Below are 11,534 nucleotides of genomic sequence, written 5' to 3' on the forward strand. Positions count from 1 at the left end.
AGTTGAGGAGGCTTAAGAGCCGCCCCCTTTCTTTGACTACTTATCAAATGAATGAATGTGCGTGGAGAGGGGAGGAGCTTATACTCTTTCCCTCTTTATGGGTAAATAGGACATAGCTTTCCTGAATTTACGACATATTGGAGAGGTCCATTGGCTTTTTGCTTACAGGGCACTCATTACCCTCGGTGAAGAGTATGAATGTTTTACTTTCCACGACTTCATCGTTTCATGCCAATCAAGGGAAAGAGTAGGTATTTAACAGAAGAAAAGCTACTCATCTGATGACTCCAAAAAATAGAAACACGATGTTGTGAAGAAATTGCGGATATAGGGAATTCTCCCTATCACTGTGTATAGTTTTCTTGGATGCAAGTGAAATTTGACCTCATAGTGAGGATTAATGAAATAGAGTGTCCGATCAATAGCTTTAAACCCTTCTTTTCTTATTGTCCTTTCAAACAATTCTATCGGACATTTGGTCTGCCTGATATTCAGCAATTCCCTGACACACTCCTCATCCTCTTTCCAAGCTCTTAATATCCCCTTATACCATGCAGTGGGGAGCAGGTGGAAAAAAGGCAAATGTGATAAGAATCTACTTCTACATATTTGCTGATGTCCCCCAAATGGCATCTGCCACGCAGGAAAAGAAATGAAAATCCCCCCCCCCTGTTTTAATAGCTGTTTACATTTGCGCAAAAAGCTCTCTTTGTCGTTGATATGCTCTATAACATCATGGCATACGATTATGTCGAACTGCTGTTGGAACTCTTCTATCTGAAAAATATCGGAAGCAATGAAACGCCCTTTTGCTTTATTCTCTTCAAAAAACACCCTTGCGTCCCTTATTCGTTCCTCTGATAGGTCTATTCCCACCACGTCACAGTTCATGCGAGAAAAGGGTAGTAGATTTCCTCCATCCCCGCACCCAATCTCTAACACATTCATTCCTTTACTTACTTGCCTGTATTGCTGTACGTAGGGAATAAAATATTTCTCGCTTGTCTTTGCGAGTTCATGGAAATATTGTCTTCTGTTAAGTTGTCTCTTCTGCATCATTCTTTGGGGGGTATGATTCCCAAAACGAAGGTAATAAAAAACACAAGAAAGTACCCTTTTTACTTCATTGAATCAGAGTATGAGGAGTGTGCTAGAAGATGACAGAAAATATTTTGGCAAGTTTGCGTAACTTTGAGATGTATAAGAATAAAGAAAAAGATACAAGGAAGAATGAATCGGTGTGTGACTTTGTGTAGTGTATGGGCTATATGCTTTGCGATGATCATAAGTCTAGAGGGATGTAAAGTACAAAAAGAAATCATGCATTTAGAGGTAGCGGCATTCGAAACAGCCATTCAGGTGCCCGGGGTATATCTGTTAGATGTGCGAACGGCTGAAGAATATGCAGAGGGACATATAAAAGGGGCACAGAATGTGGATGTGAAGCAAGTAGACTTTGCTGAGGTTGTACAGCGTCTTTATCCAGATAAGGAGCAGATTGTTTACGTGTACTGTCGTAGTGGTTTGCGCAGTATGAAGGCTGCACATAAACTTACTGATGCAGGATACAAAGTGGGTAATTTGGAAGGCGGATTTGTCGAATGGATGAAGACCGGGAAGCCCGTTGTTAAGGATTAGAATAAAGTATCACTCCGGAAAGAGTACTGAGAGAGAGTATATACTTTGTGGATTATATATATTCATGCAGTGAAATATAGCCCGTGTGTAGAAAATACCCGATTGCTTTTGTCGAATTGAATAACTACTCAGAGTAGGACTTTACTAAGGTGTTAGAGGAATTTATTCTAAGCACTCCCTGAGCCGGAGTAGTATTGATCTCTTTGATTAGTTTGGTATGCGCATCAATGATGCTTTTAAGGTAAGGCGAAAGTTTTGTGGCCTACGGCATCAATAATAGCGGCCATATCCACACCGTATGGACATCCAAGTGTGTGCACTTATCGGTTGTGCGTGAGGGTGACGTGCATGTGTCGCGTGCTTTGGAACGAGAGATTCAGCAAAAGAGCTTTTTGGGTGCCGGTTGATTTATCGCTAATCTTTCCGCTAATAGGGCTGCCACTCTTTCGTTCCATTTTGTAGGTAAAGTTTCCCTTTCGGTTCAGTGACATCTTCTTCTCTTTCAAACACTCGCTAAATTGACCCTGAACGGTAGCTTTTGTATTGGTTACAGAGGTCAGAGTGGAAATAACGCTGTTCGCTCCATCACTCTTCTTTCTCTGTTCATCAATAGTTGCAGCTTGTGGAGCATAAGCGCGCGATACAGCATCTTGCAATAGCTCGATAACTCGCTTTGAAGTATCGTCACTCGGAACTTGTACCGGCTCAAAATAAGGAGTAATTACGGCTATTACGGAGCTTCCGCGTAACTCGTCCGGCTTTAGTGCATCCAAAAGGGCCTGATTGGCTTCCTTTTCGTATCTGCCTACCCCCTCGCTTTTCATAGATACATCCACTTTATTTACGGTACATTTAATGCGATAATTTTCTCCCTGAATGCCTAATACCTGTAGGGTAATAGCGTATTTTTCGGTCGTGTTAAAGGTGGCGTTGCCTACAATAGGTGTCTTTGTCGTAGTTATGGAATTAATTTTTATCCCAATTCCCAGTTTGTCTCCCTCCTTAAGCTGTAGCCGGATATCGTATTTCTCTTGAGCTGATAAAGCCGAGCACACGCCAAAGAGCGGCAGAAATAGGCAGCAAAAAATGAGCAACCGCCCAGAAGCAACTAACCGGATGCTTCCAAAAAATAAATTAATCTGCCGAAATATAGTACCTTCTCTCCTCAATAGCATAGCAACTTTTCTTTCATATTGCAACAAATTTAGAGAATAATCCGCAACCGCTGTATCACTCACTCCTTACGTAATGCTCTTCTTAACACAAAAGCCATTCAAACGCAACAAATGCCTTTTGCGCGCCCGAGCAAACTTATATCCCTTCAGCCTGCTGGATCGGATGATGCCCAAATAAGGAGAGCAGACGCGAAACCTGCGTATGCGCATTTTTCGCTACTTTTGCGAAAGAAAGAACTTTTCGGGCTGGGGTTGCCTCCCCCGAAAGGTATGGGTTAACGAGAAAGGAACAAAGATGAGCGAGGACCTGCATTTGGAGAATGTCAGACGGGAGTACACGAAGCATTCGCTGACGCGACGTGATATGCCGGAGAATCCCTTTGACTTGGTGGATAAATGGATTGAGGACGCATTTAAAGCAAAAGCCTTGGAGCCTACGGCACTAATTGTGGCTACCTCTACACCGGACGGGCATCCAAGCGTACGAACTGTATTACTGAAAGAGGTGCTTAACGAAGAGATCATCTTCTATAGTAACTACGAAAGTAGAAAAGGACAGCAGATGGCGGCCAATCCGAACGTGGCAGTAACCTTTTTGTGGCACGAAACGGAGCGGCAAATCCATATTGAAGGTACCGTTCGGCACTTGGAGCCGGAGCTGAGCGATGCTTATTTTAGGAAGAGACCCTATACAAGCCGCATTGGAGCACGCATCTCACCGCAAAGCCATCCTATTCCAAATCGTGAATATATAATGGTTCAGTTCGCAAAAGAATCGCTCAAATATGTAGGGCGTCCGGTTCCTCGCCCCGACACGTGGGGCGGATTTGCTGTAAAGGCGAGCAGAATAGAGTTCTGGCAAGGGCGAGCGAGCCGTTTACACGACCGCTTTCTGTATCAAAAACAGGAGGATGGAAGTTGGTCGATTGAACGAATTGCCCCTTAAATCTGTTGTGAAAATGATGAACGAAAGCGAGCAGACAAAAAGTCCCGTATTACTCTGCATTGAAACCACAGCGGAGGTCTGTTCCGTTGCTTTGGCGAAAGGCGTGGAGCTGATTGGGGAATGGGAGAGCGAACCGGGGCGTAATCACGCCGCTACAATTGGCTCGTTTGCGCAAAAGGCACTACAGAGTGCCCACACGGCAGGGCTCAAGCTTGAGGCTATTGCCGTAAGCGAAGGACCGGGAAGCTATACCGGATTGCGCATTGGAGCATCTTTTGCCAAAGGATTGGCATTTGGTTGCAATATTCCCATTATAGCTGTTTCTACACTACGCAGTATGACTGACGGCTTCACGGAGGGGCTTACCTATACTCCCGACGCTCTTTTTTGCCCGATGATCGATGCGGGACGTATGGAAGTCTATACCGCATTGTATCAAACGAACGGAGCAGTGGAAACAGAGGAACAGGCAATGATCGTTGACGAAGCAAGCTTTTCCGATCAGTATTCCCAAAGGGAGGTCTACTTCTTTGGTAGTGGTGCCACTAAATGCAAGGATGTGATCAAATTGCCCAATGCGCATTTTGATGCATACGCACCGCATGCACGCGACTTACGTAAGGAGGCGCTCGTCGCTTTTAGCAAAGGACATTTCGTTGATACGGCGTATTGGACCCCTAACTATCTGAAGCCCTATATCGCCAAAAAGGCAAAAAACAAGGTTTTGAACCGATGACCACAAACAAACACGAGTATAAACGAGTATGAAAATAATAGTATTAGCCAAACAAGTGCCCGATACCCACAACGTAGGGAAGGATGCCATGAAGGCAGACGGCACGGTCAATCGTGCGGCTCTGGAGGCAATCTTCAATCCGGAAGATTTGAATGCTTTGGAGCAAGCTTTGCGCATTAAAGATCAGTACCCGGATACCCAAATTTCGGTTCTCACAATGGGACCGTTCCGTGCAGCCGATGTATTGCGCGAATCGTTGTACCGGGGAGCTGATGAAGGCTACCTGCTTACCGACAGAGCTTTTGCCGGTGCCGATACGCTTGCTACCAGTTACGCGCTCTCTATGGCGGTGCGTCACATCGGAATTCCTGATTTGGTTCTTTGCGGAAGGCAAGCCATTGACGGTGATACAGCGCAGGTTGGTCCGCAAGTTGCCCATAAATTAGGGATCAATGCGGTAACCTATGCGGAAGAAATAGAGGAAGTAGGCAAACAAGATATCGTTATCAAACGGCGATTGGAGCGCGGAGTTGAACGCGTTCGTGCCAAATTGCCCCTCTTGGTTACGGTAAATGGCTCGGCAGCGCCTTGTCGTCCGCGTCACGCCAAACTGTTACAACGATTCAAATATGCGCTCGCTCCGTGTGAAATGGAGCAGGTGAGTGAGGAATATCGCACTTTGGTGGCCAAGCGTCCCTATTTACAACTGCATGAACTTACCGCCGCAGGGGTCAATGCTGCCCCGGAACAGTGCGGATTGGCCGGCTCTCCCACAAAAGTTAAGACCATCCAAAACGTGGTATTCAAGGCGAAAGAGGCGTTACGTATAGATGCTTCCGAAGCCGGCATCAACGAGCTGGTGGCTTCGCTCATTGCGGAACGAATAATTGGATAACGGATTCTCCTTAGAACCATACAGAATATGAATAACCTCTTTGTTTACTTAGAGATAGAGAATAATGCCGTTGAGGAGGTAAGCCTGGAGCTGCTCACCAAAGGGCGTTGCTTGGCTCAGGAACTGCAATGCGGCTTAGAGGCAGTTGCGATATGCGCGGATGCCTCGTTGATTGCGGATTCCGTTGCCCCTTATGGCGTTGAACGGTTGCACATCTTTGAAGATGCCCGCTTGGCTCATTATATGACTAAACCCTTCGGAGCAATCGTAACCAAGCTTTTTGCCGAAGAAAAACCGCAAATAGCACTCATGGGTGCCACTTCCGTAGGGCGTGACCTTGGGCCTTTAGTATCCAGTGCTTTGCACAGCGGATTAACGGCAGATTGCACTTCATTGGAGATTGGTGGCTATACCGATCCGAAGAGCAAAAAGGAGTATCCCCAACTTTTGTACCAAATACGCCCCGCTTTTGGTGGAAATATAGTGGCAACCATCGTTAATCCGGATTGCCGTCCGCAAATGGCTACGGTTCGTCCCGGGGTAATGAAGAAAGAGCCTCTGAAAGAATACGATGCTTCGAAGCTCGAAGTGATACGCCACAAAGTGAGTGACTATATAAGCGATGAGGATTTTGTAGTAGAAATTTTGGAGCGTAATATAGAGGCACGCAAAGTAAACCTCGCTGCTGCATCGGTAATTGTTGCCGGTGGGTACGGTGTTGGAAGCAAGGAAAACTTCCAATTGCTTTACCAATTGGCGGAAACGTTGGGTGCCGAAGTGGGCGCATCGCGTGCCGCTGTGGATGCCGGCTTTATCGATCACGACCGGCAGATTGGGCAAACCGGCGTAACCGTTCGCCCAAAGTTGTATATCGCCTGTGGTATTAGCGGACAAATTCAGCACGTAGCAGGCATGCAGGACAGCAGTATTGTCATTTCCATTAACAGTGATCCGGAGGCACCCATCAATTCAATTGCCGATTACGTTATAGTCGGTCGTATTGAAGAGGTTGTTCCGCGTCTAATCGCTGCATACAAAAAGAACAGTAAGTAACCCACGGAAAGCATTATGGCAAACTTTTATAAAGATACTCCCGCGCTTGCGTATCATCTGAGACATCCGCTGATGGAGCGCATCGTTGCGCTTAAAGAGCGCGACTATAACGATAAGGAGCAATTTGACTATGCGCCTCAAAACTACGAAGATGCGATCGATAGTTACGAGCGTGTACTGGAAATCGTGGGTGAAATCTGTGGCGATATTATCGAACCCAATGCACAGGATGTGGATCAGACCGGTCCTACCCTTAAGGACGGACGCGCCTGCTACGATCGTTTTACCCAACAAAACTTGGATGCTGTACGTCGCGCCGGCTTGATGGGAATGGCTATTCCGCGCCGTTATGGTGGTCTGAATTTCCCCATCACACCGTACATTATGGCGGCGGATATCGTGTCGCGCAGCGATGCCGGCTTCGAAAACCTATGGGGGCTTCAGGACTGTGCCACAACGCTGTACGAATTTGGTAGCGAAGATCAGCGTCAACGCTTCCTGCCCCGTATAGCCTTGAACGGCGAAACGATGTCGATGGACCTTACCGAGCCTGATGCCGGTAGTGACCTTCAGGCGGTTATGCTCAAAGCTACCTATAACGAAGGCGACGATACGTGGCGGCTCAACGGCGTAAAGCGTTTCATCACTAACGGTGATTCGCATATACATTTGGTGCTGGCACGCAGTGAGGAAGGAACGCACGATGCGCGCGGTCTTTCGATGTTTATCTTCGATAGCAAGAACAACCCAGGCGTAACCGTGCGCCGCATCGAGAATAAGATGGGTATCAAAGGTGTGCCCACGTGCGAACTGGTATTCAATAATGCCAAAGCGGAACTATGCGGCACGCGCCGAATGGGGCTCATTAAGTACATAATGGCGCTGATGAACGGAGCGCGCTTGGGCATTATGAGTCAGGCGGTCGGCATCAGTGAGGCGGCTTGTCGCGAAGCGTATGAATACGCGATAGAGCGGAAGCAGTTCGGGCAAACCATCGATCAATTCCCCGCCGTGTACGAAATGCTTGCGCTGATGCGTGCCAAGACGGATGCCGCACGCTGCCATCTGTACGAAACCTGTCGTTTTGTAGATATGTACAAAGCGTGGGACGATGTGGCTCGTGAGCGTAAACTGACGCCTGAAGAGCGTAGTGAGCAAAAGCACTATACCAAGCTTGCGGATGCCTTTACGCCTATCGGCAAGGGAATCAGTACCGAGTTTGCCAACCAAAACGTATACGATTGCGTGCAGGTACACGGGGGAAGCGGCTTTATGAAGGATTACACCTGCGAACGCCTCTATCGCGATGTGCGCATCACCAATATCTACGAGGGTACTACACAGCTTCAGGTGGTTGCCGCCATTCGTTATGTGACTACGGGACTGTACTTCGAGCAGATCCGCGAATACCGAAAGGGCGCGTGTCCCTCCGGATGGGAGCCGCTCAAGGAACGTATGGGTAAAATGCTGGAAATAGGGGAACGCCTCGTTAAGAAAGTATCCGAAGCGAACAATCAGGAGTTGCATGACTTCCACGCACGCCGATTAGTGGAAGCTACCTCCTATACGCTTTTTGCGCATCTGTTGTTCAAAGCCGCTGCGGAACGCCCCGATTTGTACGAACGTTCCTGTCGCGTTTTCCTCAACTATGCGGAAGCTGAAGTGATGAAGATAGCCCATTACATCGATACATTTGATCTGGATGAGTTGGCCCTCTATCGTAATGAGTCGTCCAACACCGGAGAGAAGTAATCGTATTATTCTCTAATAAAGTCAAAGCCCTTGTAGAGTGTGTCTGCAAGGGCTTTTTTATACCTATATCTTTCAAACGAAACATCTGTATCTTTCAAATGGAATATATGTACCTTTCAAACAAAATATCTATATCTTTTTAAATGAAATATCTATACCAACATACGATAACATCCATCTCCCCCCATTGAGCACGCATATCTTTGGGATAAAAAATAAACCCTTATGGAAATGTACGTTAGTCTTGAGTAACGGAAAATTGATTTGCTATGCTAAGAAAAGGGAAATGCATTAGTACTATTATTTACATATTGCCATATTTTCAATAATTATTTTGATTGGCGTAAGGGATTGATTGATAGGAAGAAAGGGGTGATATGAGGGGAAAAGAGGTCGATGAATAAGGTTGCGGGTATTGTTTATAAAGAGAAAAGTATTACCTTTGCATCCGCAACTGAGACATAGGGCACTTGAGCGATAGTGTTGGTCTCGATGCGACAGAGCAAAGGAGAAAATAAATGATCAAACATTTGGTCAGAATAAAATAAGTTATTACCTTTGCATTCGCAACCTGAATGAAAGGGTCACCAAGCGCGGTGATGAACAGGTAGCGGAAGGCGGAGAGTAAGGAACAAAGAAAGTCTTCGAAAAAAAAAGACTTTTTCTTATGGCAGATTTGGTCAAAAGAAAATAAGTTTCTACCTTTGCAGTCCCGACCCCAAAGAACGGGTTGCCATGGGAAGCCATGGTGCAGTGCTTGGGGGCGTGGAAATAGAAGCGATCTTTGACAGGCTTTGAACAAAGAAATAGATGATACAAAACAACGAACAGTTGTGTAGTACAATATAACGATCTAAGAAGAAAGGTGATAGACAAGAAGCCCGTCATTTCTGATATCACGAAAGTGAAGGAAGGAATAACGAGGGGAATACGGATCTATAAACATCATCCCAAGAGCTAAAAGGAAGAAAACAAAAATTGTAAATAACAATGGAGAGTTTGATCCTGGCTCAGGATGAACGCTAGCGATAGGCTTAACACATGCAAGTCGAGGGGCAGCGCGAGGTAGCAATACTTTGGCGGCGACCGGCGCACGGGTGCGTAACACGTATGTAACTTACCTCTTACAACCGGATAACACGGTGAAAGTCGTGCTAATATGGTATAGTTTCACATTTTTGCATGAGAAGGTGAATAAAGATTTATCGGTAAGAGATAGACATGCGGTCCATTAGATAGTTGGTGAGGTAACGGCCCACCAAGTCGACGATGGATAGGGGGACTGAGAGGTTGACCCCCCACACTGGTACTGAGACACGGACCAGACTCCTACGGGAGGCAGCAGTGAGGAATATTGGTCAATGGGCGAGAGCCTGAACCAGCCAAGTCGCGTGAAGGAAGACGGTTCATAAGGATTGTAAACTTCTTTTGTAGAGGGGTAAAGGTGCGTACGTGTACGCATTTGCAAGTACTCTACGAATAAGTATCGGCTAACTCCGTGCCAGCAGCCGCGGTAATACGGGGGATACGAGCGTTATCCGGAATTATTGGGTTTAAAGGGTGCGTAGGTGGCTATTTAAGTCAGGGGTGAAAAGCATGAGCTCAACTCATGTCTTGCCTTTGAAACTGGACAGCTAGAGAAGAGACGAGGTATGTGGAATGTGTGGTGTAGCGGTGAAATGCATAGATATCACACAGAACTCCGATTGCGCAGGCAGCGTACCAGACTTATTCTGACACTGAAGCACGAAAGCGTGGGTATCAAACAGGATTAGATACCCTGGTAGTCCACGCAGTAAACGATGAATACTAGTTTTTTGCGATATACGGTAAGAGACTAAGCGAAAGCGATAAGTATTCCACCTGGGGAGTACGCCGGCAACGGTGAAACTCAAAGGAATTGACGGGGGCCCGCACAAGCGGAGGAACATGTGGTTTAATTCGATGATACGCGAGGAACCTTACCCGGGATTGAAATGTAGGAGTTAGATGATGAGAGTCATTGTCCCTTCGGGGCTCCTATGTAGGTGCTGCATGGTTGTCGTCAGCTCGTGCCGTGAGGTGTTTGCTTAAGTGCAATAACGAGCGCAACCCACGTTGATAGTTACTAACAGGTTAAGCTGAGGACTCTATCGAGACAGCCGTCGTAAGGCGAGAGGAAGGTGTGGATGACGTCAAATCAGCACGGCCCTTACATCCGGGGCGACACACGTGTTACAATGGTGAGGACAGCAGGAAGCGACATGGTGACATGAAGCAGATCCCAAAACCTCACCCCAGTTCGGATCGGAGTCTGCAACTCGACTCCGTGAAGCCGGATTCGCTAGTAATCGCGCATCAGCCATGGCGCGGTGAATACGTTCCCGGGCCTTGTACACACCGCCCGTCAAGCCATGGGAGTCGGGGGTACCTGAAGAGCGTGACCGTCAAAGGAGCGCTTAAGGGTAATACCGGTGACTGGGGCTAAGTCGTAACAAGGTAGCCGTACCGGAAGGTGCGGCTGGAACACCTCCTTTCTGGAGGCTCTAAAGCGTGTAGGAGTGGTAAAACGCTTATTATGCGCAGACGGGATGTAATAGATAATAAGTACCCTATGGATGGGTTCTTGTCATCGCCGCCCTTCTTCTTTTATGAAAAGTTCAAAGCCTAACGATATAAGTAGGATGCTTGCCGCAAGGAGCGGAGCTCAGCACTGAGGCGTGAAAGTCCTCAGCCGGTGCAGCACCGACCAGAAGAGGGCGGTAGGACATCAAGAAGTCCTATAGCTCAGTTGGTTAGAGCGCTACACTGATAATGTAGAGGTCGGCAGTTCAAATCTGCCTGGGACTACAGTGACTCTAAAGCGATAGAGTTAAGAGTACGGGGGATTAGCTCAGCTGGCTAGAGCACCTGCTTTGCAAGCAGGGGGTCATCGGTTCGAATCCGATATTCTCCACTATCCCTAGTCCTTGAAAGAGGACGTAAAGGGGAAGCGATCTTTGACATGATTTTATACGAAGAAACAACAAAGAGTAGAGCGCTGCTCAGTTGTGGCCGCCTTGCGTAGTGCAAGGAGAAGCAACGGAGTAGCAAGTAAAAATAAAAGAATAGAAAGCAGCGCATTGTATGAGTTGATTAGGAAACTGATTAATGAGGACAATGACTGTATACTCAACATGTAATAAAGGCGAGAATAGGAGTCGAAAGACTTTTATTCAGGCGACGAAATAGACAGAAGGCAGACGGTGGATGCCTTGGCTCTCGGGAGCGAAGAAGGACGTGACAAGCTGCGAAAAGCTGCGGGGATTGGCACATACGACGCGATCCGCAGATATCCGAATGGGGCAACCCGCCGGAGAG

General features: G+C 47.0%; 8 protein-coding genes, 2 tRNA genes and 2 rRNA genes (1 of these 12 only partly in view). 10 read left to right on the top strand and 2 right to left on the bottom strand.

Annotated elements, in window-relative coordinates:
- Positions 1 to 270: 270 nt before the first annotated feature.
- Entirely contained in the window at positions 271 to 1,056 is a 786-nt protein-coding gene (locus tag ACLWMH_RS02725; RefSeq protein WP_411915599.1) for a class I SAM-dependent methyltransferase, read from the bottom strand.
- A gap of 222 nt (positions 1,057 to 1,278) precedes the next feature.
- Here ACLWMH_RS02725 and ACLWMH_RS02730 point away from each other — a divergent pair, with 222 nt between their 5' ends.
- Positions 1,279 to 1,638, top strand: a complete 360-nt coding sequence (locus ACLWMH_RS02730; RefSeq protein WP_411915221.1) for a rhodanese-like domain-containing protein — start codon at positions 1,279 to 1,281, stop codon at positions 1,636 to 1,638.
- A gap of 320 nt (positions 1,639 to 1,958) precedes the next feature.
- On the opposite strand, the gene ACLWMH_RS02735 is transcribed toward ACLWMH_RS02730, so the two are convergent.
- Entirely contained in the window at positions 1,959 to 2,693 is a 735-nt protein-coding gene (locus ACLWMH_RS02735) for a hypothetical protein (protein WP_411915222.1), read from the bottom strand.
- A gap of 415 nt (positions 2,694 to 3,108) precedes the next feature.
- On the opposite strand from ACLWMH_RS02735, the gene pdxH reads away from it, so the two are divergent.
- From pdxH to ACLWMH_RS02780, 9 genes are all read left to right on the top strand, one after another.
- Positions 3,109 to 3,759: a pyridoxamine 5'-phosphate oxidase gene (pdxH, locus tag ACLWMH_RS02740; RefSeq protein ID WP_411915223.1), complete on the top strand. Its 651-nt coding sequence runs from the start codon at positions 3,109 to 3,111 to the stop codon at positions 3,757 to 3,759.
- Positions 3,725 to 4,495: a tRNA (adenosine(37)-N6)-threonylcarbamoyltransferase complex dimerization subunit type 1 TsaB gene (gene tsaB / locus ACLWMH_RS02745; protein WP_411915224.1), complete on the top strand. Its 771-nt coding sequence runs from the start codon at positions 3,725 to 3,727 to the stop codon at positions 4,493 to 4,495. Before pdxH ends, tsaB begins: the two co-directional genes overlap by 35 nt.
- Positions 4,496 to 4,523: 28 nt before the next feature.
- On the top strand, positions 4,524 to 5,390 hold the full coding sequence (locus tag ACLWMH_RS02750; protein ID WP_411915225.1) for an electron transfer flavoprotein subunit beta/FixA family protein: 867 nt from the start codon (positions 4,524 to 4,526) through the stop codon (positions 5,388 to 5,390).
- Positions 5,391 to 5,417: 27 nt separating this feature from the next.
- The gene (locus ACLWMH_RS02755) at positions 5,418 to 6,443 is read left to right on the top strand and encodes an electron transfer flavoprotein subunit alpha/FixB family protein (RefSeq protein ID WP_411915226.1); all 1,026 of its coding nucleotides are present in this window, start codon (positions 5,418 to 5,420) and stop codon (positions 6,441 to 6,443) included.
- 15 nt (positions 6,444 to 6,458) lie between these two features.
- Positions 6,459 to 8,195 carry an Acyl-CoA dehydrogenase C-terminal domain-containing protein gene (locus ACLWMH_RS02760; RefSeq protein WP_411915227.1) on the top strand — a complete coding sequence of 579 codons (1,737 nt, stop codon included), beginning with the start codon at positions 6,459 to 6,461 and terminating at the stop codon, positions 8,193 to 8,195.
- Positions 8,196 to 9,182: 987 nt separating this feature from the next.
- Positions 9,183 to 10,711, top strand: a 16S ribosomal RNA gene (locus tag ACLWMH_RS02765).
- 239 nt (positions 10,712 to 10,950) lie between these two features.
- Positions 10,951 to 11,024 (top strand) — tRNA-Ile (locus ACLWMH_RS02770).
- 32 nt (positions 11,025 to 11,056) lie between these two features.
- Positions 11,057 to 11,130: transfer RNA gene (locus tag ACLWMH_RS02775), tRNA-Ala, on the top strand.
- A gap of 266 nt (positions 11,131 to 11,396) precedes the next feature.
- Positions 11,397 to 11,534, top strand: a 23S ribosomal RNA gene (locus tag ACLWMH_RS02780); it runs 2,739 nt beyond the window's last position.
- The 16S and 23S rRNA genes sit together here with 2 tRNA genes alongside, the layout of an rRNA operon.

Source organism: Porphyromonas miyakawae, assembly GCF_045865415.1.
Lineage (GTDB): Bacteria > Bacteroidota > Bacteroidia > Bacteroidales > Porphyromonadaceae > Porphyromonas > Porphyromonas miyakawae.